Source organism: Chryseobacterium oryzae, assembly GCF_022811665.1.
Taxonomy (GTDB): domain Bacteria; phylum Bacteroidota; class Bacteroidia; order Flavobacteriales; family Weeksellaceae; genus Chryseobacterium; species Chryseobacterium oryzae.
In genome coordinates, this window is sequence record NZ_CP094529.1 from 2,985,088 (window position 1) to 3,009,649 (window position 24,562).

General features: G+C 33.4%; 28 protein-coding genes. 20 read left to right on the top strand and 8 right to left on the bottom strand.

The window, feature by feature from the left end; translation table 11 throughout:
• Window positions 1-47: 47 nt before the first annotated feature.
• From MTP08_RS13535 to MTP08_RS13555, 5 genes are all read left to right on the top strand, one after another.
• A complete protein-coding gene (locus tag MTP08_RS13535; RefSeq protein WP_243576390.1) occupies window positions 48-1,067 on the top strand; it encodes an aminoglycoside phosphotransferase family protein in 1,020 nt (339 codons plus the stop codon).
• Between the two features lie 69 nt (window positions 1,068-1,136).
• On the top strand, window positions 1,137-1,547 hold the full coding sequence (locus tag MTP08_RS13540) for a RapZ C-terminal domain-containing protein (protein WP_243576391.1): 411 nt from the start codon (window positions 1,137-1,139) through the stop codon (window positions 1,545-1,547).
• 50 nt (window positions 1,548-1,597) lie between these two features.
• Window positions 1,598-2,311 (top strand): nucleotidyltransferase family protein, encoded by a 714-nt coding sequence (locus MTP08_RS13545; RefSeq protein WP_243576392.1) that lies wholly within the window; start codon window positions 1,598-1,600, stop codon window positions 2,309-2,311.
• Between the two features lie 6 nt (window positions 2,312-2,317).
• Window positions 2,318-3,070 (top strand): LOG family protein, encoded by a 753-nt coding sequence (locus MTP08_RS13550; protein WP_243576393.1) that lies wholly within the window; start codon window positions 2,318-2,320, stop codon window positions 3,068-3,070.
• 58 nt (window positions 3,071-3,128) lie between these two features.
• The gene (locus MTP08_RS13555) at window positions 3,129-3,599 is read left to right on the top strand and encodes a DUF6702 family protein (protein ID WP_209390243.1); all 471 of its coding nucleotides are present in this window, start codon (window positions 3,129-3,131) and stop codon (window positions 3,597-3,599) included.
• A gap of 71 nt (window positions 3,600-3,670) precedes the next feature.
• Here MTP08_RS13555 and MTP08_RS13560 read toward each other — a convergent pair whose 3' ends face one another.
• Window positions 3,671-3,982 carry a hypothetical protein gene (locus tag MTP08_RS13560; protein WP_243576394.1) on the bottom strand — a complete coding sequence of 104 codons (312 nt, stop codon included), beginning with the start codon at window positions 3,980-3,982 and terminating at the stop codon, window positions 3,671-3,673.
• A gap of 75 nt (window positions 3,983-4,057) precedes the next feature.
• Window positions 4,058-4,858 carry a M48 family metallopeptidase gene (locus MTP08_RS13565; protein ID WP_243576395.1) on the bottom strand — a complete coding sequence of 267 codons (801 nt, stop codon included), beginning with the start codon at window positions 4,856-4,858 and terminating at the stop codon, window positions 4,058-4,060.
• Window positions 4,859-4,965: 107 nt separating this feature from the next.
• Between MTP08_RS13565 and MTP08_RS13570 the strand changes: the two genes are divergently transcribed.
• Window positions 4,966-5,502: a DUF4251 domain-containing protein gene (locus MTP08_RS13570; RefSeq protein WP_243576396.1), complete on the top strand. Its 537-nt coding sequence runs from the start codon at window positions 4,966-4,968 to the stop codon at window positions 5,500-5,502.
• Window positions 5,503-5,514: 12 nt separating this feature from the next.
• Here MTP08_RS13570 and meaB read toward each other — a convergent pair whose 3' ends face one another.
• Complete coding sequence (meaB, locus tag MTP08_RS13575) at window positions 5,515-6,498, bottom strand: methylmalonyl Co-A mutase-associated GTPase MeaB (RefSeq protein WP_243576397.1); 984 nt, start codon at window positions 6,496-6,498, stop codon at window positions 5,515-5,517.
• Window positions 6,499-6,738: 240 nt separating this feature from the next.
• Between meaB and MTP08_RS13580 the strand changes: the two genes are divergently transcribed.
• Window positions 6,739-7,032 carry a cytochrome C gene (locus tag MTP08_RS13580; protein ID WP_243576398.1) on the top strand — a complete coding sequence of 98 codons (294 nt, stop codon included), beginning with the start codon at window positions 6,739-6,741 and terminating at the stop codon, window positions 7,030-7,032.
• 29 nt (window positions 7,033-7,061) lie between these two features.
• Complete coding sequence (locus MTP08_RS13585) at window positions 7,062-7,349, top strand: cytochrome C (RefSeq protein WP_243576399.1); 288 nt, start codon at window positions 7,062-7,064, stop codon at window positions 7,347-7,349.
• 84 nt (window positions 7,350-7,433) lie between these two features.
• Here MTP08_RS13585 and MTP08_RS13590 read toward each other — a convergent pair whose 3' ends face one another.
• Window positions 7,434-8,114 carry an RluA family pseudouridine synthase gene (locus MTP08_RS13590; protein ID WP_243576400.1) on the bottom strand — a complete coding sequence of 227 codons (681 nt, stop codon included), beginning with the start codon at window positions 8,112-8,114 and terminating at the stop codon, window positions 7,434-7,436.
• A 292-nt stretch (window positions 8,115-8,406) separates the two neighbouring features.
• Here MTP08_RS13590 and MTP08_RS13595 point away from each other — a divergent pair, with 292 nt between their 5' ends.
• From MTP08_RS13595 to fabF, 9 genes are all read left to right on the top strand, one after another.
• Window positions 8,407-9,954 (top strand): sensor histidine kinase, encoded by a 1,548-nt coding sequence (locus MTP08_RS13595; RefSeq protein WP_243576401.1) that lies wholly within the window; start codon window positions 8,407-8,409, stop codon window positions 9,952-9,954.
• A 24-nt stretch (window positions 9,955-9,978) separates the two neighbouring features.
• Window positions 9,979-10,665 (top strand): response regulator transcription factor, encoded by a 687-nt coding sequence (locus tag MTP08_RS13600; RefSeq protein WP_243576402.1) that lies wholly within the window; start codon window positions 9,979-9,981, stop codon window positions 10,663-10,665.
• 78 nt (window positions 10,666-10,743) lie between these two features.
• Window positions 10,744-11,382 (top strand): hypothetical protein, encoded by a 639-nt coding sequence (locus MTP08_RS13605; protein ID WP_243576403.1) that lies wholly within the window; start codon window positions 10,744-10,746, stop codon window positions 11,380-11,382.
• A gap of 24 nt (window positions 11,383-11,406) precedes the next feature.
• Window positions 11,407-11,769, top strand: coding sequence for a hypothetical protein (locus MTP08_RS13610; protein WP_243576404.1), 363 nt, complete (start codon window positions 11,407-11,409; stop codon window positions 11,767-11,769).
• Between the two features lie 98 nt (window positions 11,770-11,867).
• On the top strand, window positions 11,868-14,558 hold the full coding sequence (locus MTP08_RS13615; RefSeq protein ID WP_243576405.1) for a TonB-dependent receptor domain-containing protein: 2,691 nt from the start codon (window positions 11,868-11,870) through the stop codon (window positions 14,556-14,558).
• A 158-nt stretch (window positions 14,559-14,716) separates the two neighbouring features.
• The gene (locus MTP08_RS13620) at window positions 14,717-15,133 is read left to right on the top strand and encodes an OsmC family protein (protein WP_209390934.1); all 417 of its coding nucleotides are present in this window, start codon (window positions 14,717-14,719) and stop codon (window positions 15,131-15,133) included.
• A gap of 121 nt (window positions 15,134-15,254) precedes the next feature.
• Entirely contained in the window at window positions 15,255-15,857 is a 603-nt protein-coding gene (locus tag MTP08_RS13625; protein ID WP_243576406.1) for a TetR/AcrR family transcriptional regulator, read from the top strand.
• A gap of 2 nt (window positions 15,858-15,859) precedes the next feature.
• Window positions 15,860-16,285: a PaaI family thioesterase gene (locus MTP08_RS13630; protein ID WP_243576407.1), complete on the top strand. Its 426-nt coding sequence runs from the start codon at window positions 15,860-15,862 to the stop codon at window positions 16,283-16,285.
• Window positions 16,286-17,527, top strand: a complete 1,242-nt coding sequence (fabF, locus tag MTP08_RS13635; RefSeq protein WP_243576408.1) for a beta-ketoacyl-ACP synthase II — start codon at window positions 16,286-16,288, stop codon at window positions 17,525-17,527.
• A 95-nt stretch (window positions 17,528-17,622) separates the two neighbouring features.
• On the opposite strand, the gene MTP08_RS13640 is transcribed toward fabF, so the two are convergent.
• Together MTP08_RS13640 and MTP08_RS13645 are read right to left on the bottom strand one after the other, a co-directional pair.
• Window positions 17,623-18,666 (bottom strand): PA0069 family radical SAM protein, encoded by a 1,044-nt coding sequence (locus MTP08_RS13640; protein ID WP_243576409.1) that lies wholly within the window; start codon window positions 18,664-18,666, stop codon window positions 17,623-17,625.
• A gap of 138 nt (window positions 18,667-18,804) precedes the next feature.
• Entirely contained in the window at window positions 18,805-18,996 is a 192-nt protein-coding gene (locus MTP08_RS13645) for a hypothetical protein (RefSeq protein ID WP_209390929.1), read from the bottom strand.
• A 183-nt stretch (window positions 18,997-19,179) separates the two neighbouring features.
• Here MTP08_RS13645 and MTP08_RS13650 point away from each other — a divergent pair, with 183 nt between their 5' ends.
• Entirely contained in the window at window positions 19,180-19,524 is a 345-nt protein-coding gene (locus MTP08_RS13650; RefSeq protein WP_243576410.1) for a hypothetical protein, read from the top strand.
• Window positions 19,525-19,601: 77 nt separating this feature from the next.
• Here MTP08_RS13650 and MTP08_RS13655 read toward each other — a convergent pair whose 3' ends face one another.
• Window positions 19,602-22,211 carry an AsmA family protein gene (locus MTP08_RS13655; RefSeq protein ID WP_243576411.1) on the bottom strand — a complete coding sequence of 870 codons (2,610 nt, stop codon included), beginning with the start codon at window positions 22,209-22,211 and terminating at the stop codon, window positions 19,602-19,604.
• 29 nt (window positions 22,212-22,240) lie between these two features.
• Window positions 22,241-23,032, bottom strand: a complete 792-nt coding sequence (locus MTP08_RS13660) for a DUF2797 domain-containing protein (protein ID WP_209391175.1) — start codon at window positions 23,030-23,032, stop codon at window positions 22,241-22,243.
• 137 nt (window positions 23,033-23,169) lie between these two features.
• Here MTP08_RS13660 and MTP08_RS13665 point away from each other — a divergent pair, with 137 nt between their 5' ends.
• Window positions 23,170-24,192: a GDP-mannose 4,6-dehydratase gene (locus tag MTP08_RS13665; RefSeq protein WP_243576412.1), complete on the top strand. Its 1,023-nt coding sequence runs from the start codon at window positions 23,170-23,172 to the stop codon at window positions 24,190-24,192.
• A gap of 141 nt (window positions 24,193-24,333) precedes the next feature.
• A complete protein-coding gene (locus MTP08_RS13670) occupies window positions 24,334-24,555 on the top strand; it encodes a DUF2795 domain-containing protein (RefSeq protein ID WP_027382805.1) in 222 nt (73 codons plus the stop codon).
• Window positions 24,556-24,562 lie beyond the last annotated feature (7 nt).

The following is a 24,562-nucleotide window of genomic DNA, read 5'->3' on the forward strand; positions in this document are numbered from 1 at the left end:
GCAAATATAAAAATTAGGATTCAATTTAGTATATTTGTTTCGGTATTATGATTTCAGAAGACGCAAAATTATTTTTAGAAAACTACTGCAAAGGGAAATCCGACAGATTTCTTACTTTAGCACAAAGTGGTTCTGCAAGAATTAATTTTTTAGCAGAAAACAAGGGTTGCGAATATATTATTACTTATAATGAAAACATCCGAGAGAACAACAGTTTTCTCTATTTTTCGGAAGTTTTTTCCCAATTAAAACTCAACACGCCCAAAATATATACGGTTTCGGAAGACAGAACAATGTACATTCAGGAATTTTTGGGAAACAAAACGCTTTCTGAGATTATCAGCGAAGAAAAATTATCAGAAAGAGTACAAAATTTGATAAAACAAACGCTTGAAAAGCTTTTCGAACTTCAATCTAAAACCGAAAATAAAATCGATTTCCGTAAAACTTTCGAATACGAATCTTATGATGAGTTGCCTGTAATAAACGATTTATATTATTTTAAAAATTTTGTTGCAGATATTCTGGAACTCGAATACCACAAATCTTCATTACTGAAAGAATTTAAAAAAATTGCTGCACTTATTGAAGATTTACAGCCTAAAGGCATTATGATCAGGGACTTTCAGGCGAGAAATATCATGGTAAATAATCAGGATCAGGTTTCTTTTATAGATTATCAATCGGCTATGAAAGGTCCGCTGATGTATGATGTAATTTCTTTTTTGTTTCAGGCAAAAGCTAATTTTCCGGATGATTTTAAAAATGAAATGTTGGATTATTATATAAGTCAATTTAAAAATACAGACTTACAAAATGATCTTAAAGCATCTGTTAAGCCCATCCAGTTAATGAGATTTCTTCAGGTTTTAGGAGCGTACGGATTTCGCGGACTGATTCAAAAAAAGCCACATTTTATTTCAAGCATTGAAAAAGGAATACAGAACATTACAGATTTTGCCCAAAACTGGGAAATGATGGATAATTTTCCTGAGTTGAAAAACGTTATCCAACAACTGGATACTCCACAAACAAAAAATAAAATAGAAGATATTTTAAAACATTAGCCGATTTTTAAATTCAAAATCTATCGGTTTGAAATTTTAATTTTCTTCAAAAAACAAATTATAAAAAATATGCTACACATAGACATTCACAGTTTTTCATACAAAAAAGGTGGAATTCCGAAAGACGAAACAGGAAACGGTGGCGGATTCACTTTCGATTGCAGAGGAATTCTTAATCCGGGAAGAGTTGAAGAATACAAATCTCAAACAGGAAACGACATTGGCGTGCAGGAATATCTTGAAACAAAAACAGAGATGCCGCAATTTTTAGATTTGGTTAAAAAAATAGTTTCCATTAATATTGATAATTATCTCGGAAGAGACTTCGATAATCTTCAGATTAATTTCGGTTGTACCGGAGGACAGCACAGATCTGTGTATTCAGCAATAAAAATAGCGAAGTTTATTGAAGAAAAATACGGAAATAAGGTAGAAATCAGTCTGCATCACGATGAGCAACATCAGCTTAATCATCAATAATTATTGTTTTCAATAAAAAACCATCAGACTTTTCTCAATTTTAGCATTTTATGAAAGCATTAATTTTTGCAGCCGGAAAAGGAACACGCCTTAAACCTTTCACCGATCATCATCCAAAAGCTTTGGCAAAAGTAAACGGAATTCCGCTCCTTGAGCGAAATATTAAATACCTTAAAAGTTTTGGCATTACCGATTTTGTGATCAATATTCATCATTTTGGAAATCAAATTGTTGAATTTCTAAAAGAGAATGATAATTTCAACTGCAAGATTGAAATATCTGATGAATCTAAAGAACTTCTTGAAACCGGAGGCGGTCTTGTTTTTGCCAAAAAATTTCTGGATCATGGCGAAGATTTTTTAATCATGAATGCTGATATTTTAACCAATATCAACATAACCGACTTTGTAAGATACCACAAAGAAATTAAAGATTTTGCTACCTTAGCGGTTTCAGATAGAGAAAGTTCCCGAAAATTATTGTTTAATGACGATCTTGTTTTGCGGGGATGGCTTAATGTACAAACGGGAGAACAGAGGCTTGCAGAATTCAACAAAGGATTTAAGCCTTTAGCGTTTAGCGGTGTGCACTGTATTAATCCGGTTATGTTTACCAAAATGAAAAGAACGGGTAAATTTTCGGTTATGGAAGAATATTTGGACTTAATGCTGAGCGAAAAAATTCATGGTTATGTACACGACAGCATTCTTGTAGATGTTGGTAGACCCGCGTCTGTACTTGAAGCTGAAAAATATTTTAAATAAATTTAAATGAATACGGAAAATATAAAAGACGGAAATTTAGAAAATAATCCCCTTAATATTGACGAAACTAAACTGCACAACAGTTTAAGAGAGAAAACATGGGACGAAACCATTACCAAAGACAGTTGGATGGTTTTCAAGATTATGGCAGAATTTGTAGAAGGATACGAAAAAATGGCAAGAATTGGTCCGTGCGTATCCATCTTTGGATCTGCAAGATTGAAGCCCGAAAGCAAATACTATAATATGGCAGTAGAAATTGCCGAAAAAATAACCAAAATTGGATTTGGAGTAATTACCGGTGGCGGACCAGGAATTATGGAAGCCGGAAATAAAGGAGCTCACAATGGCGAAGGAAAATCTATCGGACTGAATATTGACCTTCCTTTTGAACAGCATTTTAATCCTTACATCAACAAACTGTACTCACTTAATTTTGATTATTTTTTTGTGAGAAAAGTAATGTTTGTAAAGTATTCTCAGGGCTTTATCGTAATGCCCGGAGGATTTGGCACTTTGGACGAGCTTACAGAAGCCATTACCTTAATCCAGACCTATAAAATCGGAAGATTCCCAATTGTTTTGGTAGGAACAGAATTTTGGAGCGGATTATTAGACTGGTTTAAAGACACTTTACTAAAAGAAGGAATGATTTCTGAAGGAGATTTAGACCTTTACCGTGTGGTAGATACAGCAGACGAAGCTGTTGCCCATATTAAAGCATTTTATGATAAATATTCTGTAAACGTTAACTTTTAATTGGCATATTATTTGTGATATTTTTAAACAGTCAATATGCTGAAAATCTACTACTGAGATGAAAAAATTATTATATATTTCTAGTTTACTTACATTAATAATAATGATGAGTTTTAATGTTGCAGACTTCTATTCTTCTATGACGAAAGTAGATTACGTAGATGGCAGTAAAACTTTGAAGTTTACAACAAAAATGAATACGAGCCATATTTCTGATGCTATTAAAATCAACAGAAATACAGCAGGCTTCGAAGCTGAAGTAAAAAAATACGTTAATAATAATTTTGATGTATTTGTAAATGGATCTCCCAAAACGCTCACTTTTACCGGAAGCCAGGTAAGTGGAGAAACAGTTTGGGTTTATTTTGAAACATCCGGAGTTTCTGACATTAACAGCCTGAAAATAAAAAACACCATTCTTTTAAGTGCATTTCCAAAGCAGATTAACTTGGTGAATATCGCTTATATGGGAAATCTAAAAACAATGAATTTTCAGCGCGGTAAAGAAGTGAATGAAGTTTCTTTTTAAAAAATAATTTATCAAAATAAAATCCGGTAGCATTATTAAACGTACCGGATTTTTCATTTTATAAATCAGCATTAATATGGACTGTTAAATTTTCTGCTTTCAAGCTCAGCTTTTTGCTTTTCCATTTCCAAAGTCTGTTTTTCAAGTTCTTCTTTCTCTTTTTGAAGTTGCTTAAATTCTTTTCTTTTGGCTTCGGCCTTCATCGCAGTTCCTTTGCTTACATAACCCACCATTCCTCCAACGATAAGACCAATTCCTATTCCTGCCATTACACCCATTACATGAGAAATGGTAATTCTCTCCACTGTAAAGTCTGTTGTAAGATAAAATAGCAGTGCCGATACTGCTAAAAGTATCATGCCTATTACTGTTATGCTTTTCATATCTGGTTATTTAATTATTCGGATTTTATAAAAAATCCTGAATTAAAATTTAAATCAGGATTCTAAGAATTTTTATTATTTTCCACCTGCTGCTCTGTAATATTCCAAAGCTTTAGGTAAATCTTTTTCAATATCACCAATTCTTGTCTGTGGACTTGGGTGAGTAGATAAAAATTCTGGCTGTCTGCTTCCAGAAGACTGAGCTTCCATCCTGCTCCAGAAAGGAACTGCCTGTCTAGGATCGTATCCCGCCATTGCCATTAAATATAAACCCATTTTATCTGCCTCAGATTCTTGTCCTCTACCATATTTAAGCAAAACAACCTGTGAAGTCGGAGTATATAATGCCTGGATAATCTGAGCCGTTTTTTCATTTTTAACTGCCAATCCTGAAGCCATTCCTATTCCCTGAGCAACCATAGCCTGAGAAATTCTCTCATTACCATGACCAGCTAAAGCATGAGCAACTTCGTGCCCCATAACTACTGCAAGACCTGTTTCATCTTTGGTAATAGGAAGAATTCCTGTATAAACAGCCACTTTTCCACCAGGCATACACCAAGCATTTACCTGTTTATCTTGTAAAAGATTAAATTCCCACTGATAGTTTGCTAAATCTGCACTTCTGCCAATACTTGCATAATATTTTTCTGCAGCAGCTTTTATTCTGTTTCCAACAGTTCTTACCATTTGAGCCTGAGCTCCAGTAACAACTTTAGATTCTTTTAAAGTTTGTTGATATTGCTGCACTGCACTATTTCTGATATCTGAATCGTTTGCAAACTGCAAAGATGATCTTCCAGTCATTGGATTTGTAGTACACGCTGTTACACTTAACGCAAATGCACCTATCCCTAATAAATGTGTAATTTTCATAACTATGTTTATTATTTTATTTTGAAGGCTTACAATTTCTGTTCCAAAACATATTTCAACAAGACTTTGCACAGATTTTGATATATAAATTTACTAAATTTATGGTCATGAAAAAAATTATCACAATATTCTCGATATTTTCTGTGTTTTTATTTTTACAAAACTGCTCAGCACAAGGAAAAAGTGATCCTCAAGTTGTAAATAATCTTTTAAACTCGGAAGAATTTACTTTTTATGCAGAAAAAGCACTCCCATATAATCAGGATGTAATAAATATTGCCTACTCTATGCCCAATGCTGCTGCACAGAGAATTTTCGATTTATCTGGAGAAGGATATTCTATTGAAATAAAAAACAAAGTTTTAGATGTTGTAATGCCTTATTTTGGAAGAACTTACAACCCAAGTTATGGAAGTACAGACAACAGTTACCGATTTACATCAAAAGATTTTACTCTAACTAAAACTCAAAACAAAAAAGGAAACTGGACCGTTAAAATAAAACCAAACGATATAAAAAATTCACTTCAAATATTTATAGATATCTCTAAAAGCGGATCGTCATCGGTTTCCATACAGAGTAACGACAGACAGCCAATTACTTATAATGGTTATGTTGCTAAAAATGAAGAAACTGAAGAATAAAATCTTGTTATTTTAAGACTTGTTAAAGAATTTTTCGACAAATTGTTTTGCTTCTGTAATGGGATTAGACACCAACGCAGAAGCATTTTTTTTGTGTGCAATATAAGCCTCTTCAGAGGAACCATTGTTTCTGATTTTCGCTAAAATATATTCCTGAACCCAATACTCATATCTTTTTTCTGCCTGAATTTTCCTTACCTCATCGAAACGGTTTTCTTTCTTTTTTAATGAAATAAAATCATCAATTTTTTCATAGACATCTTCTAAACCAACATTATTAAGAGCGGAACCTAATAAAACAGGAACTCTCCAACCTTTTTCTTTAGGTGGAATAAAATCCAACGCACGTTTTAATTCAAGTTTGGTATTTTTGGCTTTCTGTAGATTATTTTCTTCTACTTTATTGATGAAAATTACATCTACCATTTCCATAATTCCACGTTTAATCCCCTGAAGTTCATCTCCACCACCTATAATTTTCAAAAACAGAAAAACATCCGTAATATCTGCAACCAACACTTCAGACTGCCCTACTCCAACAGTTTCTATTAAAACATAATCGTAACCTGCGGCCTCACAAATAAGCATGGTTTCGAAAGTAGTATTGGCAACACCACCCAAAAATCCGGAACTCGGTGAAGGTCGAATAAACGCATTTTCTTCTTTTGCCAACTCTTCCATCCTGGTTTTATCTCCCAGAATACTTCCTTTATTAATTGCAGAACTGGGATCAATAGCCAAAACAGCGACTTTCTTGCCTTTGGAAATAGCCATTCTTCCAAAATTTTCTATAAAAGTCGATTTACCGGCTCCCGGAACGCCTGTAATCCCTATTCTGACAGAATTTCCCGATAAGGGAAGAATTTTTTCTAAAAGTTCTTCTGCCTGAATTCTATGCTCAGGTTTTGAGCTTTCTGCTAAGGTGATCGCTTTACCAATAAGGCGTTTGTTGCCAGTTTTTATTCCGTTAAAAAGTTCTTCTGTAGAAAATTTCATTTGGGCATTATCTTCTTTAAAAACAAACTGTTTTTATTTATATATTTCAAAAATATAAAAATAACCTGCAAAACAGAATGAAAGATTTAATTTTAATTCTTCTAAATTAATATTCGATACAGAAACCTACCTCAAAATTTTGCTATTTTTGTTTAGTAAACTATGATCATTGTACTGATTTACAAATAAAACGATTATTTCAATTTTATAAACCCGAATTTTAATATCAAAAATAAATACATGAAAAATATACTTTTAACAGGATTAGCAATCGGTCTTTTATCCGTTTCTTGTACCCCTAAATCTAATGCAGCGACAGAAGCTCAAAAAGTTTCGACCAGTACAGCAGAACAAATTGCACAGGGAAAAACGATTTTTGAGAACGCATGCAAAAGATGCCACGAATTACCGGAACCTACAAAATTCACTTCTGTAGAATGGGTGGGAATTATGAACTCTATGGCTCCTAAAGCAAAACTGAGCGACGAACAACATCAGTGGGTTTACGATTATGTAGTATCGGTAAAGAAATAAATTTCGTTTAACCATCAAAAAATATTAACATGAAAAAAAGTATTGCACTTGCCTTATTGGCTTCAGCTTTTATTATTTCCTGCGGACCAAAAAGTTCTGCGGTTACAGGTCCAAAATTTACTTCTTCAGAGCATCTTGCTCAAGGAAAAACGGTATTTGAAAATTCTTGTAACAGATGTCATAAATTACCAGATCCTGCAAAACATGATGACAAAGGCTGGATTAAAACTTTAAGCAGAATGGCTCCTAAAGCAAAACTTACGGATGAGCAACATCAAATGGTGTATGATTATTTGATATCAGTAAATAAGAAATAACTGTCAATCTTTCAGAACGACTGAAATTAAAAACTGCCGTTTACAAATTTTGTAAAACGGCAGTTTATTTTTATAAAAAACATTTTATTCTTCACAAGCCCTCCAAACTGCATCATTTTGAGGAACTTTAGCTACAATTACAATATCTTCTTTTGTAACAGGATGTACAAACTCTAGTTTTCTTGCATGAAGATTAATTCCGCCATCGGGGTTAGAACGAGGAGAACCATATTTCAGATCGCCTTTAATGGGAACACCTGTTTTGGATAATTGTGCTCTTATTTGATGATGTCTTCCGGTTTCCAAATCAATTTCCAGCAAAAGATAATTATCTAATGTTTTGATGGTATGATAAGTTAAAACAGCCTCTTTTGCCCCCTCTGTTGCTTTGGGAAATACAATAGCTTTATTGTTTTTCTCATTTTTCTTTAAATAATGAACAAGCCTTTGGCTTTGCGGAATCATTTCTTTAGCAACAACTGCCCAATATGTTTTTTTAATTTCTCTGTTTTTAACCATTTGGGTAAGTCTAGATAAGGCTTTGGAAGTCTTAGCGTAAATTACCAAACCGGATGTAGGTCGGTCTATCCTATGCACCAATCCCAAAAAAACATTTCCGGGTTTTCCGTCTCTTTTTTTAATAAAGTTTTTTATAGCATCCAATAAAGATTCGTCGCCCGTTTTGTCACCCTGTACCAGCTGACCAACTTTTTTATTGATAATTAAAATATGGTTGTCTTCATAGACAATTTGCTCTCCGATCATTTCTAAGGAAGAAAATCTTGTTTTCTTGCTGCAAAGATAATCACTTCTGCAAAACTGCTTCAAAAGATGATTACTCTCTACAAAACCATATAATCAACAAATTCTTGAAGATAATATTATTGCTCACATAACAGTTTCATAATTATTTTTAAGAAAAAATAAAAATATTTATAATTAAATGTTAAAAGAAGTGTTTTTAAGAAAAAAAATACAATAATTTGGCTTATATTTTGTTGGTAGAATCTTAAAATGATTAATTTTAACATTTATAAATTTAATTTAAAATAAATTAATGAATAACAAATTCATTCCGATAATTTCTGTTTTTATGACAATATCTCTTATTGTCTTTGTAACGTTGCAGTTTTATTGGCTAAAAGGTTATTATGTGGCTTTAGATCAGGAGTTTTCCAATAAAGTATATTCTGTATTAGAAAGTACTTCAGACAATATTGCAAAGCTTGAGACTGATAAAGTTTTAAATGAAAAATATCCTAACCTCAGAAATTATATTCTTGCTAATAAAAATAAGCCTTCTCTTACTACAATACAACAAATTGAAGATTCGGGTACTCAAAAATCAATTACTTATTATCGAAATATTATAGAAACTCAGCAACTTCCTATTTCGAAACTCGGAGACACGCTCAAACTTACTACAATGTATAAGGATGATGCAAGATATAAAGTAAAAAAAGATACCGTCAAAAGAGAAATACTTACGCCACAAATTAGTCAGGACATAGAAAGTGGAGATTATCAAATGGCTGAGTTTGCAAAAATAACCGGAACCAACCTTCCTATCAATAAACGGGTGGATACCAAAAAGCTGGATTCTATTATTATTAAAGAACTCAGAATGAAAGGAATTAACTCCGAATTCGGTTATGGTATTTATGACAGCAACAATAAACTTACTTCAGTTGCCAATAAAATTTTTAAAGAAAAAAAAGACAGCAATACATACTCATATCCTTTGTTTACAGACGATAAAGACCACACTTTATATACTTTAGCACTCATTTTCCCTAAAAAAGAATATTCTTTGGCGATGAATAACTGGCCAATGCTTTTGGGAACTTTCTTATCTCTACTTACCATTTTGGGTATTTACATTATTTCCATTAATTACATGATGAGACAAAAAAAATTGGCGGAAGTAAAAACAGATTTCATCAACAATATGTCGCATGAGTTTAAAACGCCTTTGGCAACAATCTCTGTAGCAACAGATTCTTTGGCAAATGATAAGATTGCAACCAATCCCGACAAAGTAAAGTACTATTCTAACCTCATTAAGCAGGAAAATCTCAGAATGAAAAAACAGGTAGAAAATGTTCTGAACATGTCTAAACTAGAGCGAAATGAAGTTAAATTATTTCTGAAAGAAACCAACGTAAGAGAGCTGATAAAAAAGACCACAGAATCTTTCGGACTCATCGTGGCACAGCGAAACGGAATTCTCACACAGAATTTCCTTGCAGATAAATACCAGTTTAAAATTGACGAATTTCATATCTCTAATATGTTGGTTAATCTTTTGGATAATGCCAATAAATATTCTCCAGAAACTCCAGAAATTAAAATTGAAACCAGAAATGAAGGCAATTTTTATGTGATTGAAGTTTCAGACAAAGGCATGGGAATGGAAACTCAAAATAAAACAAAGATTTTCGAAAAATTCTTTCGTGAAGAAACAGGAAATATTCACAATGTAAAAGGACAAGGTTTGGGATTATCTTATGTGAAGAAAATTGTAGAACTGCATAAAGGTCAGATTATTGTAGAATCTCAAAAAGATAAAGGAAGCAGATTTATCATTAAACTTCCTATGAATTAAAATAAATATTAAAAAGATAAAATCATGAGTAACAGAATATTATTAGTAGAAGACGACCAAAGTTTTGGTGCAGTGCTAAAAGATTATCTTACCATCAATAATTTTGAAGTTACCCTCGCTATAGATGGAGAGCAAGGACTTAAAGAATTTACTGAAAACGAATTCGACATCTGCATTTTTGATGTGATGATGCCTAAAAAAGACGGATTTTCTTTAGCAGAAGACGTTAAAAAAATCGATAAAAATACGCCTATCATTTTCCTTACTGCCAGAAATATGCGAGAAGATATTCTTAAAGGATATCAATTAGGAGCAGACGATTACATTACAAAACCTTTTGACACAGAATTACTTCTATATAAAATTAAAGCCATTTTACAAAGAAGCTCAACGTTAGAAAATGAAGAGCAGGAACAGTTTAAGATCAGCAATATTTTCTTCGATTCTATGCTGAGACAGCTTAGAGTAGGCGATAACGAATATAAATTATCTCCTAAAGAGAACGAACTTCTTAAATTGCTTTGTCTTCACAGAAACGATTTTATGCCAAGAGACCTCGCTTTGAGAAAAATCTGGAAAAAAGAAAATTATTTTACGGCAAGAAGTATGGACGTTTATATCGCAAAACTTCGTAAACTTTTGAAAGATGATGAAGGTTTAGAAATTATTAATGTTCATGGAGAAGGGTTTAGACTTTTGGTAAAGAACTAATTTAAAACAACATATCATTCAAAATAGCAAAGCAATTCAAAATGTTTTGCTATTTTTGTTTTTATGAAGAGATTTGATATGAAAAATTTACTGTTAGCGTTTTTGGCATTTTCGAGTGTTATTTCGTGTAAAAAAGACGAAAAGCCGACCTACATAAAAGAAGAAGGAGGAATACAGCAACCCAATGTAGCTTTCAGTCAGCCTCAGACAACGCTTATGGATCAGGCTGGAATTAAAAAATCCAGTGGTTCTACAATGGTAACCGCTCCAGGAATGAATCCTCCACACGGAGAACCTGGACACAGATGTGACATTCCTGTTGGACAGCCTCTTAACGGAGCTGCTCCTCAACAGATAAATTCTTCTACCCAAAATATAACCGTTAATCCAAATACTCCTATACAAATTGATCCCAACTCTGTAAATCCGGGTAAAATTGCTATTGACCAAAATGGAAAAGCAGTAACAACAGTACCAGGAATGAATCCACCTCACGGACAGCCGGGACATCGTTGCGATATTCCTGTTGGACAGCCTTTAAACAGCAAACCATCTCCAGCAGCTCAGACGTCAAAAAATACGGCAACTGTTCAGGCTCCGCAAACTGTTACTGCCAATCAGCCAGTCGCAGCTAATACCGGACCGAAGCCAAAACTTAATCCTGCACATGGGGAACCTTGGCACGATTGTGCAAAAAAGGTAGGAGATCCACTTTAATCATTTTTTATTAACTTTGCATTTGTGAAACCGGGTCGCTTTTTAATAATTATTTTCACTTTAGTAATTTTCTTAATTCCTAAAGATAATTTTTATGCACAGGCTTCTCAGGAGAATTGCTGTAAAACAGAATCGGAAACCAAATCTTGCTGTGATAAAAACAACGAGCACCATTCTGAAGAATCTAAAAAAGAACACCAGTCTTGCAATGATGATTGCTGCTCTTTCTGTATGACATGCCATACTTTTGTGGAAAACAATCTGCCTAAAAGCAATTTTCCGGAAATTTCTTCATTTCAAAACATTAGCAAAATTCAGGTTCAATACATTGATCCCTTCTTTACAAACCGTTTAAAAGAGATTTGGCAACCGCCTAAATTAGTTTAAAATTACACGAAAAATTACGCTTTCAATTTAATAATGTATCATAATGATAACATTGTTAGGTTGTTGGAGAAAAAATAATTCAACTAATTTTTAAACTCATGAAATCATATATTACCAAGATTTTTCTTGGAACATTATTTTTCTTATCTCTTTCTCTATCTGCACAAAACCTTAGCAAACACCAGTCTATGGTTAAAGGAAACTGTAATATGTGTAAAGAAAGGATAGAAACTACCGCGAAAAAAGCAGGTGCAAAATCTGCAGTATACTCAATCGACACACAAACTTTAAGTTTCGAAACCCCTGAAAAAATTTCAGCAGACGAAATTCTCAAGAAAGTAGCAGAAGCAGGGCACGACAACGATTCTTACAAAGCATCGGATGATGTTTATAAAAATCTTCCTGCTTGTTGCCATTACCAAAGAGATTCAGAATCTCCCGTTCCAGCAATGAATCATTCAGATTCAACGAAAAAAGAAAATGAGTTTTTTGTAAAAGGGAACTGCAGTTCTTGTAAAGCCAGAATAGAAAAAGCAGCCAAATATGCTGGTGCAGATTCTGCAGAGTGGAGCGCAGAAAAACAGACCGTTATCCTAAATTTCAATCCTTCTAAAACTTCAGCAGATAAAATTTTAAAGAAAATTGCTGATGTGGGACATGATAATGAAATGTATAAAACTACGGAAGAAGTATATAAAAAACTACCCGGTTGCTGCCTGTATGATAGAAACATACCTTTCGGAGATACCAATCCCAATGTTCATTACGATGAATCTGCAAAGAAGGAAAATCATAGCAATCATATAGGATCAGAAGATCACAGCTCTCATTCAGCTTCAGAAAAAAATATTGAGCAGGTAAATATCATAGGTTCAAAAGCAGCAACTTCTATTGGTAAAAAAGAGGCTGGACTTGTTTTTAATATTGATTCTAAAGAACTTCTGAAAGCAGCATGTTGCAATTTATCTGAAAGTTTTGAAACCAACGCAACGGTAGATGTTTCTTTCAGTAATGCGGTAACGGGAACAAAGCAACTGAAAATGTTAGGTTTAGACCAAAAATACACCAGTCTTACAAAAGAATTACTTCCTGAGATCCGAGGTATAGCTTCTGCTTATGGCTTGAGCCTCATTCCGGGACGTTGGATTGAAAGTATTCAGCTCACCAAAGGAGGAAGTACCGTAACAAACGGCTACGAAAGTATTACGGGGCAGATTAATACAGAATTAATAAAGCATGCCGAAAAATCTGAAACTTCTCTAAATCTTTTTGCCGATTTTAATGGCAGAGCTGAAGCGAACATTACTCACGTAGAACCTATCAACGATCATTGGACACAGACTTTTCTTCTCCACGGAAACGGAACTTTCGGAGATACAGATATGAATAAAGACACGTTTCTGGACAGACCGAAAGGAACTCAGATTAACGCTGCTTATCTGTTAAATTTCAATGATTTAACGCATTCGGGATTTGGTTCTCACTTCGGAATTAATTTTGTGAAGGATGAAAGAACTTCCGGACAAATAGGATTTGATAAAAAAATACCTCAGGCTCAACAAAACCTTTATGGTGTAGGAATTGATATTTCCAGATTTCAGGTTTGGAACAAAACAGGGTATGTTTTTAAAGGAAAACCATATCAGAGTTTAGGCTGGATGAACCAGTACACCTATCACCAACAAGACAGTTTTTTCGGACTTAGAAATTACTCAGGAAATCAACATACGTATTATTCTAATTTAATTTTTGAAAGTATTATTGGCAATACCAACCATAAATACAAAACTGGAGCAAGTTTCTTATACGATGGTTACAACGAAACCTATCTTAATAACCAGTTTAAAAGAACAGAAACCGTTCCGGGAATTTTTGCTGAATATACTTTAACCGGCTCAAAATACACTTTAGTTGCAGGAGCAAGAGCAGATTTTCACAATTTAGCAGGTACTCAGTTCACTCCGAGATTAAATTTTAAATACGATTTTACTCCGAAAACTATTCTAAGACTTTCCGCAGGACGTGGTTTTAGGACAGCGAATGTATTTGCTGAAAACCAGCAATATTTTGCATCCAACAGAAGTATTCAGATTTTAGAAAACGGTGGAAATATTTACGGATTAAAACCGGAAATTGCATGGAATTTTGGGGCAAGTTTACAGCAGGAATTTAAAATTTTCGGCAGAAAATCTACCATTATTGCAGATTTTTTCAGAACCGATTTTCAGAACCAAGTGGTTGTAGATCTCGACAGATCACCTCAGCTTCTTACTTTTTATAATCTGGACGGAAAATCTTTTGCCAATTCTTTTCAAACCCAATGGGATTTTAGTCCGATAAAGAATTTTGATGTACGACTGGCGTATAAATATTATGATGTTCAGGCTCAATATCTTGACGGAAAACGTGAAGTTCCATTCATGGCGAAACATCGTGGATTTATCAATTTGGCGTATTCTACCAACAAAAATTCAAAAGAAGGTTTCTGGAGTTTCGACACCACTCTAAATTGGGTCGGAAAACAAAGATTGCCTAATACATCTAACAATCCTTCAGAATTTCAATTATCTAAACGTTCAGAATCTTATGCGGTTCTAAATGCACAAATTTCCCGAAATTTCAACAAAAAACTAAGAGCTTACTTAGGTGGTGAAAATTTAACATCATATTATCAAAAAAATGCTATTGTAGATTTCAGAAATCCATTTGGTAATTATTTTGATGGCGGAATGGTCTACGCACCTATTATGAAAGCCAATTTCTATGTTGGGTTCGATGTAACTTTTTAAAATTTTAAATTTTCAAAATAGAGCTGAGATAATTTGTGAAAATCATTTCATGCGGAAATTTATATTATAAAAATGCATGGTTTCAATTATTTATTAGTTTGAAATCGTGCATTTTTCGTATTTTTAATCTCAAATTTAACTCACCTAAATATTAATACATGAAACGTAACGCAACCGCCGTTTGGAACGGAACCGTAAAAGAAGGTAAAGGACATTTAACCACTCAGAGTACCACTTTAAACCAAACCCAGTATTCTTTCAGCAGCAGATTTGAAGAAGGTGTAGGAACCAATCCGGAAGAATTACTTGCAGCAGCTCACGCAGGATGTTTTACCATGAAACTGAGTGCAGAACTTTCTGAAGCAGGTTTTATTCCCGAAGAATTAACCACAAAATCTGTGATTACCTTAGATCCAAAGATTGGAAAAATTACAAAATCTGAACTGACTTTAACGGCAAAAATTCCTGGAATTTCTCAGGAAGACTTTCAGAAATATGCCAAAATTGCTGAAGAAGGATGCCCTGTAAGTGCAGCTTTTAATTTTGAAATTACATTAAATGCCGAACTGGTTTAATGATTTAAAATTCAGCATCTCATCAAACAATTAAATCTGAATTTGTATGAGTTCAGATTTATTTTTCTAATAAAATATACCGATTGGTATATTTTTGTATATTTGTTCTATAATCTTCGAAATGTCTAAAGCCGAAAAAACGAAACAGTATATCATAGAGAAAACAGCTACCTTATTCAACACACAAGGGTATGCTTCTACATCTCTTTCTGATATTATCGCTGAGACAGGCTTAAGCAAAGGAAGCATTTACGGAAATTTTGAAAACAAAGAACAGGTTGCTTTAGATGTTTATCATTATAATGCACTATCATTAAAAAAAAGGTTAGCAGAATCTTTAAATAAAGAATTCTTAACAGTAACCGAAAAACTTCTCGTTTTTTTATCTTTTTATAGAGAAAACTGGAGACAGGTTTTTCAGAATGGAGGTTGCCCGTTGCTAAATGCTGCCGTAGAATGCGATGATACTTTTCCGGAACTTAAAAATCTAGTTCAGATTTCGTTTACGGAATGGATTGAAATGATATCGGAAGTTATTAAAGACGGACAGATATCTAATGAATTCAAACCGGAAATTAACGCGGAAGAATATGCATCTCAGATCATTATGATTATAGAAGGCGGAATTCTTTTGGCAAAAACTATGGATGATAAAAACTTTCTATATCTCGCTTTAGACAGAATATCGTATATTATTGAAAAAGAAATTAAATTCATAAAATAACTATGGATAAACTAGAAATACTAAAAACATTTATCGGAAAAGAGTTTTCAGGCTCTCCTTCACCTTTTATGAGATGGCTCAATCCAACAGTAATTTCGGCAGAAGAAGGTCATCTGGAATTTCAGTATACTGTAAGACAAGAATGGCTTAATCCAATGGGTAATCTTCATGGTGGAGTAACCGCAGCAATTTTTGACGATATTATTGGGGCAACCATGTTTTCCCTCAACGAAAATAATTTTATTGTAACCATAAATAACAGCATAGATTATTTTTCAACTGCGAAAGAAAACGAAACTATCATTGCCGAAACAAAAATAATTAAAAGAGGAAAACAGTTTGTGAATGCCGAATGCGAAATATGGAACTCAGACAAAACGAGACTTATTGCACGAGGAACTTCCAATTTATTCAAAATTAATAATTAAATGAAAAGAGTTGTCATTACAGGTCTTGGTGCGGTTACCCCTTTGGGAAACAGCATAGAAGAATTCTGGAAGAACTGTATAAACGGAGTAAGTGGTGCTAATGCGATTACTCATTTCGATACCGAAAAGTTTAAAGTAAAATTTGCCTGTGAGGTTAAAAATTTCGATTCGAAACTTCATCTGAACCATACCGAAATTAAAAGAAGCGACCTTTTCACACAATATGCACTGTATGCCGCTTCCGAAGCTTTACAAGATTCCGGATTGGAAATTGAACGCATGGATCCTTTCGACATAGGAGTGATTTGGGGAACCGGACAGGGCGGAATGTGGACATTCGAAAATGAAGTTATGGAATTTGCCAAAGGAGACGAAAACCCACGTTTCAATCCTTTTTTTGTGCCGAAATTTATTTCTAACATGGCTGCAGGAATGATTTCTATGAAATTTGGACTTCAGGGAATTAATTATGCTACCAATTCTGCTTGTGCTACCGGAAATACAGCTTTAATGGATGCGTTTAATTACATCCGTCTTGGAAAAGCAAAAGTTTTTGTAAGCGGAGGTTCGGAAGCTGCCATTACACCTGCATCTGTTGGAGGTTTTTCTGTAATGAAAGCAATGTCTTCCAGAAATGATGATTTTGCTACAGCAAGCAGACCTTACGATAAAGACAGAGATGGATTTGTAATGGGAGAAGGAGCTGGAGCTTTAATTTTGGAAGAATATGAACATGCAAAAGCCAGAGGTGCAAAAATTTATGCAGAATTAGCAGGTGCAGCAATGACAGCCGACGCTTACCACATGACCGCTCCTCATCCGGACGGAAATGGTGCCATTAAAGCAATGCAATTGGCTATGAATGAAGCAGGAATCAATACAGAAAATATTGATTACATTAATCCTCACGCCACATCTACTCCTTTGGGAGATTTGGTAGAACTGAATGGAATTAACAAATTATTCAAGGGGAGTAAATCCCTAGATATTAGTGCAACAAAATCTATGACCGGTCATTTATTGGGAGCAGCTGGTGCGGTAGAAGCAATTATCTCTATTAAAGCAATTGAAAACGGAATTATACCTCCAACAATAAACCTGCATTCTATTGACGAAAATATTCCGAGGGATATTAATATTGTATTTGGTGAAGCTAAAGAAAAAAATATTAATTATGCTTTAAGTAACGCTTTCGGATTTGGAGGGCATAATGCTACTCTTATCTTTAAGAAGTTTAACTAATTTATATAATTCTCTCAGAAAACTTCGCCGTTATTTGAGGGAATTATTATGAATAATTACTTATAAAAAGTAAATTTCCAGTGATAAGATTTTCCTTAAAACAACCTTAACTGCTGTTCTTTTGCTCCAGTAAAACCATCTGTTGAAAGCTTTGGAAATTCTTTACCTTCAAAATATTTCTTTTTTCCGATTTTAAAAGTATTATGGATCATTTCAGCAATATTTCCTTCTCCAATATGCCGGTCAAACAATCTTTTATCTCCTAATTTTCCGCCGCGCATAGAACGAATTAGGTTTAAAACTCGTTGTGCTTTATCAGGAAAAGCCGTTTCAATCCATTTTATAAAAACAGGTTCTACGGTATCATTTAAACGCACCAAAGTATAACCAAAACTGTTTGCACCTGCATCAGAAATAGCCTTTAAAATAGTTAATGGTTCATCGCTGTTAAGTCCGGGAATGATGGGAGCTACCATTACATGAGTGGGGATTCCGTTATCAGATAAAATTTCTACTGCTTTCAGCTTATTTTTTGATGAACTCGTTCTGGGTTCCATCTTTCGACGTAATTCTTCGTTGATGGTCGGAATGCTTAAAGAAACGGAAACCAAATTTTGCTCTGCCATAGGCTTCAAAATATCCAAATCACGAAGAACTAAAGCGTTTTTTGTAAGCACATTAACAGGATGTCTGTAATCTAAACAAACCTGTAAAAGTTTTCTTGTAATTTCAAACTGTCGTTCTGCGGGTTGATAGCAGTCTGTATTTCCTGAAAGCAGAATCGGTGCGGGTGAATGTCCTTTTTTTCTGAAAAGTTTTTCTAAAAGTTCTGGTGCATTTTTCTTGACCATAATTTTTCTTTCGAAATCAATTCCTGCACTGTAACCCCAATATTCATGCGTAGGTCTTGCAAAACAGTAAGAACAACCATGTTCGCAACCTTGGTAAGGATTCATAGAATATTCCATCGGTAAATCTTCACTTTTTACCTTATTGACGATGGTCTTTGGAAAAATTTCTGTAAAAGTGGTTTTTATGGTTTCGAAGTCATCATCTTCAGGCTCAAAGGTAAACCTGTCGAAACGATTAATTACATTTCGCTGTGCACCCTGTCCTTTAATGATATTATTGTTCTGCATATTCAAGATTGTAAAAATAGTTTCAGTACTTTCAAAAACAATTAGTTTTAACACAGAAGTTTTCCACAAAAAAATCCGGAACAAAAATGTTTCCGGATTTTAAAAAAAATTATATTCTACTATTATTTTAGTAATGTATTATTTGAGGGCAAAAAACTCAATCCCATGATCATCGTCAGAATTATTTTCATCAAAATGTCTGTGATAATCAGAGTAGTAATCGTTATACTTTTTGTTTTTCTTGGATAATAATTTTTTTACACTTAGGAAACTCAAAACTGTCAAAAGTCCAACTCCTCCTGCTAGTAAAACCGCTACTTCTTTTCTCATATTGAAGATATTATTTAATGTTTTGCCAATCTAAAAAAAATCTACATCTTCTTAGATTTGAATGTGTATATCAAATAATATACCTTTTCGTATTTGTTTCAGGATAAATTTTGTTAACATAAAAAAAATTACCTTATAAACTCTATGGTTTAATAATTGTATCTATTCTAGAAAAATATTATTATGGAAAATCACGAAAATATAGACAGAATGTCCACCCTTAGCCAAGTAATGGAGACCCTGAGAAAAAGAGGGATACATAAAGAATTCAGAATGAATGAGCAATGTGAGATGAAATACGAAAACTCTGAAAAAAATTATCAACCAGACGAATTAACGATTGTAAAAAGTTACCGTTTTGAAGGCGACAGCAACCCGGATGATAATGCAGTTTTATATATTATTCAGGATAATGAAAAAAATGTAGGAATCATCATAGATTCTTATGGAGCCGACAGTAATTATCCCGGTGAAGAATTTGACGCTTTTCTTAGAGATATTCCCATTCAGGATAGTGACGAATTTTAATCCGTTTTTATTCTCGAAAAAACAATCCCGATTCTGTTGAGAATCGGGATTGTTTTATATATTTTTTTGAAAGTTTATTATTTTTTGTCCTTATTTTTCCTTTTATGTTGAGTTGAAGATGAGGAAGTGAGTGTGGAAATATCTTTTTTGGCATCTTTAATAGATTTTTTCACAGATTCAATTTTTTTCTCTGCTTTTTCAACTTTCTTCTTTGTTTTATCTACATTTATTCCCACTAATGTTTGTTTAAGCCCACTTTCGATACCTTTCCAGAACATATTGAAGAAAGATTTTGTAGGATCTCTTTCCACACCTTCTACAACAACCGATTCTGGAAATTTCCCTGAATCTGATTTGATGAAAAGATTGGCAACCGCACTAAGTAAATTCTTTTTCTCCCGGCTTTTTTTGTCTAAAACTGAAATTTTCAGGTCTTTATGCTTCAAATTGAATGTCCCGCCAATTCCTTTAGGATTCCCTTTGAAGTTAAACAGCATTTGCTGTATAGATCCCGTTGCAGAAACACTTAAATATGGAACAATAAATGAATTTAATGCCACTGCAGGAATATTGCTTAGTTTTCCTGAAATGGCAAAATTATCGTTTACATCTGCAGTATTAAAGCTCCAGTTAACATCCAAAGGAGTAGTTTTCATAAAATTACAATCGATTTTAATGTCTACATTGGTAGGTTTCCCTTTCATTTTTGCAGAATTCAGGTTTTTAACATTCATATTGAAATTGCTGAATGTTAATTTCCCAGGTCCATTGCTTTTTGGAGTATCTTCTTCATATTCCAGAATAGAATTTTTCAGTTGAAGCTGATTAATATACATCGGAATTTTAATTGATCTCAGTAATTTAGAATACAGAGGTTTTATTTTCGGATCATCTGCAGGAATTTTACTTCGGAAAATATTGGCATTGGCAGACTGAATAATTACATTAGAAGCATTAACAGATTTATTTTCTCCAAACAAATCCCAATTACCCTGTGCTGTAATCTGGTTAACTTTAATATTGTACAAATCCTGCTCTACAGGAATCATTCTGATGAACTGAGCTCTTGACACCAACGGAAGCATAGAAAATTGTGTTATCTGTACTGCATTTTGGGTAGCATTCAGATTTGCCATTTTCATTTGGTAAAAACGGGTTTTATACTGAAAATCGTCCGCAACAATTTTGTAGCTTTTTATTTTTGCTGCCATTCCGTTTTTGGCTGAATTTTCAATCAGTTCAAGATTTTCTACCTGTGCATTGAGGTTACGTAAACTCAAAGGCTGATTATTCGCATCGTAAGTTATATTAGAATTTTTAACATTTATTTTTCTTACCGTAATCGGATAATTGATTCCTTGCGATGAACCTTTCTTTTTCGGAGCAGATTTTAGCGACGTAATCTTACCGTTTATTCCGTCTACCAAAACATTGCTGATGTCGAGATTAAGCTTTTTTTCATCAAACCCAAATTTAGCTATGTTGAATTGAAGCAAGTTGGTTTTAAAATCCAGCAAAGCATTGGAAGACTGCACAGGCTTAGCAATAATATTTTTTATCTCACCAGTTTTGGGTGTTAAACTAAAACTTTCGGCAAATAAATCCTGCTTATCGTTGTAGTAGATATTCTTCCCATAAATTTTAAAATCTTTGTACAATACAGGAATTAGTTCCTCTGAACTTTCTTTGTTCATTTGAAGCTGATTGATATTAATATTAAGATCCTGAGCAAAAAGCAAATCTTTTTCATTGCTTTTTACCATCTGAACTTTAGCATGATCTACTTTCACATCTTTAAAATCAATATCAAAAGATTTTTTCTTCACTGCTTTTTTAACTGAAATGCCAGTATCGTAAGCTTTTATAAAAGGATTTATTATATGGGCATTCGCCAAAGAAATTTTATTCTTCTCCAAAGCAATATCCGTAAAATTCATTTTTGGAATACTGAACTGAAACATTTTAGATTTCTCAGGATAATTCTGCTTAAATTCCTCAAAAGAAATAAGTGGCTGCAACTGAAAATTTTCAACAGACATCTGTCCATTGGTGGTGGTAATTTTATCTATTTTAAGAGCATATACATCATCCGGCTGGAAAAAGAAATTTTTCCCTTTAATACTGTATTGGTCGAATACTACCGGAAGTTTTTCTTCTACAGATTCTTCTGTAAGCTGAAGATTTTCAACATAAAGATTAAATGCCTCAACTCCAACATATTTTTGTCTGTTGTAGCGAAAGATATTAATTGTTCCATCGTTAATTCTGATATTTTCAAACTTAACAGGATTTGGTTTTTTACTTGTTTTCTGGTCTACAGGCTTTGCCAAAATAATATTAAGATTAGGTTTTGCCAGTAATAAATCTGATGAACTGATTACTTTATTGAAAATCGCATCATAAATACCGAAACGGCTTATTTTCAGGGTATCAATAGTTCCCTGCAGCCCAATTACATTAGTATTCTGTGGGTTTTTATTGTTAACGGTAATTCCGGTGGCAAGAATATTACCCGTTCCCAAATCTACATTAAGAGATTTGTAAGAAACTTTATAATCTGTGTTTTTTTTAATATAATCGGGAAGTTGGGTCTTAAGCCAGATATTTAAGCCAAAATTTGCCAGTAAGATAATTCCCAGCAAAATTCCAAAGCCTATTAAAAGCTTTTTAACCCAATTTTTTTTCATGATTATAACTTGTATTAATGTTATATATTTTAAATTTTCAGTTCAATTACAAATCCTTCATGACCTCTTACATTCATAAAATTTCCACCTTCAAAACCTAAATACTGCCCTTTAATTCCGGTTAATTTCCCCGTAAATTCAGGATTTTTACTTAGTGTAAAAGAATTTATTTTTTCCGGCTTTTCATAAGGATAATCGAAACTCCAGAGATTTTCTCCTTCCGAATAAAACTTTTGAAAATCTTCAGGAAAATACTCTTTTATTTTCTGTTGAAAATCTGCTAAATCTATTTCGTCTTCAAAATCGTCCTGAAGCATTTTTTTCCAACTTGTTTTATCTGCAACATGTTGTTTCAGTGCAACTTCTATCATTCCAGCTTCATAACGGTTTTCGGTTCTTGCAATAGGCAAAGCAAAAGTTGCACCCTGATCGATCCACCTTGTAGGAATTTGGGTATTTCTGGTTACTCCAACTTTCACATCTCCTGTATACGCCAAATACACAGTATGCGGCTGTAACTGAATTTGTTTTTCAATATCCAAATCCCGTTCCGCAATTCCCAAATGGGCTGTAGACAGTTCTGGGCGAATGATGGTATCGCTTGCATAAGGACTTTCAAAAAAACAGCTTTTGCAGAAACCCATTCTGTAAATAGGTTTATCTAATCCGCAATTTACACACTGATATCCAATATGTTTAATAGATAGTTCTCGCCCAAACAATTCATTCATGTGAATTAAATCATTAGAAAGATTAAGATAATATTGAATTGGCTGAGCATTGAAACTCGTCATTTTTAAAATTTGCCCTTGAAACTGCATGATATTTTATTTGAAAGTAAAAGTACAAAAAGCAGTATATTAAATTTAAGAAATAAAGCCTGTTTTATCATTTTCTAAAAAAATATTAATCTGAAAAACTCTTAAAATTCCTATTTTTGCTTAACTAAAACACGCAAATGACATATCTCATTACCGGAGGGAGCGGTTTTATTGGTTCCCATCTCGTCGAAAATTTATTAAAAAAAGGACATTCTGTCATTAATATTGACAATTTTGATGATTTTTACGATTATAAAATAAAAATTCAAAATACAATAGATTCTTTAGGTAAAAATATTCAGTTTGAATTTTCTGAAAAGAGAAAAGACATTATCAAGTTATCAAATGATTTAAAATCAGATCATTATCAATTATTTTTTCAGGACATCCGCGATAAGAATAAACTTGCTGAAATTTTCAGAGAAAATAAGATCGATATGGTTATACATCTTGCAGCATTAGCGGGAGTTCGCCCATCCATCGAAAGACCTTTAGAATATGAAGAGGTAAATATTCGTGGCACCATGAATATTTGGGAACTTTGTCAGGAATTCGGAGTTAAAAAATTTGTATGTGCATCTTCTTCAAGTGTTTATGGCAACAACGAGAAGATTCCTTTCTCTGAAACCGACAATGTGGATAATCCCATATCACCTTATGCAGCAACCAAAAAATGCGTGGAAATTTTGGGACACGTTTATCACGATTTATATCAGATAGATATTATTCAGCTCAGATTTTTCACGGTATATGGCCCAAGACAAAGACCAGATTTAGCCATACATAAATTTACAAAATTAATTTCCGAAAATAAAGAAATTCCTTTTTACGGAGACGGAAGCACCGCCAGAGACTACACTTATATTGATGATATTATTGATGGAATCCTGAAATCTGTAGAATATCTGCAACAAAACTCGAATGTTTATGAAATCATCAACCTTGGAGAAAGTGAAGTTGTTACCCTTTCTGAAATGCTTTCTGAGATAGAAAAGAACTTACAAAAATCTGCCATCAAAAAAAATCTGCCATTACAACCCGGAGATGTGCTAAGAACCAATGCCGATATTGCAAAAGCAAAGCGACTTATTGGCTATAAACCTGACACCAACTTCCAAAATGGCATGAAAAAATTTGTGGAATGGTTTTTGAGAAAATGATCTCATTATGCAGGAAAATCCTCTTACACAACAAACTAAGAGATTTTGGCAATTAAATTTTTATTAAAAGAATTGAAAATCAACCGATAAAAAAGTTTATAATATAACCTATTTTTATACTTTTGCAAAAAAAATAAAATTATGTACTGGACATTAGAATTAGCTTCTTATTTAAGCGACGCACCTTGGCCGATGACAAAAGCAGAACTTATCGACTATGCGATCAGAACTGGTGCACCTATGGAAGTGGTAGAAAACCTTCAGGCAATTGAAGATGAAGGTGAAATCTACGATGCAATAGACGAAATTTGGAGCGACTATCCTACAGACGAGGATTATCTTTGGAACGAAGACGAATATTAATAAAGCA

What these genes read in the sequence shown, in the direction of transcription:
- MTP08_RS13535 (WP_243576390.1), top strand. Translation starts at nt 48, where the DNA reads ATGATTTCAGAAGACGCAAAATTATTTTTAGAAAACTACTGCAAAGGG.
- MTP08_RS13540 (WP_243576391.1), top strand. Translation starts at nt 1,137, where the DNA reads ATGCTACACATAGACATTCACAGTTTTTCATACAAAAAAGGTGGAATT.
- MTP08_RS13545 (WP_243576392.1), top strand. Translation starts at nt 1,598, where the DNA reads ATGAAAGCATTAATTTTTGCAGCCGGAAAAGGAACACGCCTTAAACCT.
- MTP08_RS13550 (WP_243576393.1), top strand. Translation starts at nt 2,318, where the DNA reads ATGAATACGGAAAATATAAAAGACGGAAATTTAGAAAATAATCCCCTT.
- MTP08_RS13555 (WP_209390243.1), top strand. Translation starts at nt 3,129, where the DNA reads ATGAAAAAATTATTATATATTTCTAGTTTACTTACATTAATAATAATG.
- MTP08_RS13560 (WP_243576394.1), bottom strand. Translation starts at nt 3,982, where the DNA reads ATGAAAAGCATAACAGTAATAGGCATGATACTTTTAGCAGTATCGGCA.
- MTP08_RS13565 (WP_243576395.1), bottom strand. Translation starts at nt 4,858, where the DNA reads ATGAAAATTACACATTTATTAGGGATAGGTGCATTTGCGTTAAGTGTA.
- MTP08_RS13570 (WP_243576396.1), top strand. Translation starts at nt 4,966, where the DNA reads ATGAAAAAAATTATCACAATATTCTCGATATTTTCTGTGTTTTTATTT.
- meaB (WP_243576397.1), bottom strand. Translation starts at nt 6,498, where the DNA reads ATGAAATTTTCTACAGAAGAACTTTTTAACGGAATAAAAACTGGCAAC.
- MTP08_RS13580 (WP_243576398.1), top strand. Translation starts at nt 6,739, where the DNA reads ATGAAAAATATACTTTTAACAGGATTAGCAATCGGTCTTTTATCCGTT.
- MTP08_RS13585 (WP_243576399.1), top strand. Translation starts at nt 7,062, where the DNA reads ATGAAAAAAAGTATTGCACTTGCCTTATTGGCTTCAGCTTTTATTATT.
- MTP08_RS13590 (WP_243576400.1), bottom strand. Translation starts at nt 8,114, where the DNA reads ATGATCGGAGAGCAAATTGTCTATGAAGACAACCATATTTTAATTATC.
- MTP08_RS13595 (WP_243576401.1), top strand. Translation starts at nt 8,407, where the DNA reads ATGAATAACAAATTCATTCCGATAATTTCTGTTTTTATGACAATATCT.
- MTP08_RS13600 (WP_243576402.1), top strand. Translation starts at nt 9,979, where the DNA reads ATGAGTAACAGAATATTATTAGTAGAAGACGACCAAAGTTTTGGTGCA.
- MTP08_RS13605 (WP_243576403.1), top strand. Translation starts at nt 10,744, where the DNA reads ATGAAAAATTTACTGTTAGCGTTTTTGGCATTTTCGAGTGTTATTTCG.
- MTP08_RS13615 (WP_243576405.1), top strand. Translation starts at nt 11,868, where the DNA reads ATGAAATCATATATTACCAAGATTTTTCTTGGAACATTATTTTTCTTA.
- MTP08_RS13620 (WP_209390934.1), top strand. Translation starts at nt 14,717, where the DNA reads ATGAAACGTAACGCAACCGCCGTTTGGAACGGAACCGTAAAAGAAGGT.
- MTP08_RS13625 (WP_243576406.1), top strand. Translation starts at nt 15,255, where the DNA reads ATGTCTAAAGCCGAAAAAACGAAACAGTATATCATAGAGAAAACAGCT.
- MTP08_RS13630 (WP_243576407.1), top strand. Translation starts at nt 15,860, where the DNA reads ATGGATAAACTAGAAATACTAAAAACATTTATCGGAAAAGAGTTTTCA.
- fabF (WP_243576408.1), top strand. Translation starts at nt 16,286, where the DNA reads ATGAAAAGAGTTGTCATTACAGGTCTTGGTGCGGTTACCCCTTTGGGA.
- MTP08_RS13640 (WP_243576409.1), bottom strand. Translation starts at nt 18,666, where the DNA reads ATGCAGAACAATAATATCATTAAAGGACAGGGTGCACAGCGAAATGTA.
- MTP08_RS13645 (WP_209390929.1), bottom strand. Translation starts at nt 18,996, where the DNA reads ATGAGAAAAGAAGTAGCGGTTTTACTAGCAGGAGGAGTTGGACTTTTG.
- MTP08_RS13650 (WP_243576410.1), top strand. Translation starts at nt 19,180, where the DNA reads ATGGAAAATCACGAAAATATAGACAGAATGTCCACCCTTAGCCAAGTA.
- MTP08_RS13655 (WP_243576411.1), bottom strand. Translation starts at nt 22,211, where the DNA reads ATGAAAAAAAATTGGGTTAAAAAGCTTTTAATAGGCTTTGGAATTTTG.
- MTP08_RS13660 (WP_209391175.1), bottom strand. Translation starts at nt 23,032, where the DNA reads ATGCAGTTTCAAGGGCAAATTTTAAAAATGACGAGTTTCAATGCTCAG.
- MTP08_RS13665 (WP_243576412.1), top strand. Translation starts at nt 23,170, where the DNA reads ATGACATATCTCATTACCGGAGGGAGCGGTTTTATTGGTTCCCATCTC.
- MTP08_RS13670 (WP_027382805.1), top strand. Translation starts at nt 24,334, where the DNA reads ATGTACTGGACATTAGAATTAGCTTCTTATTTAAGCGACGCACCTTGG.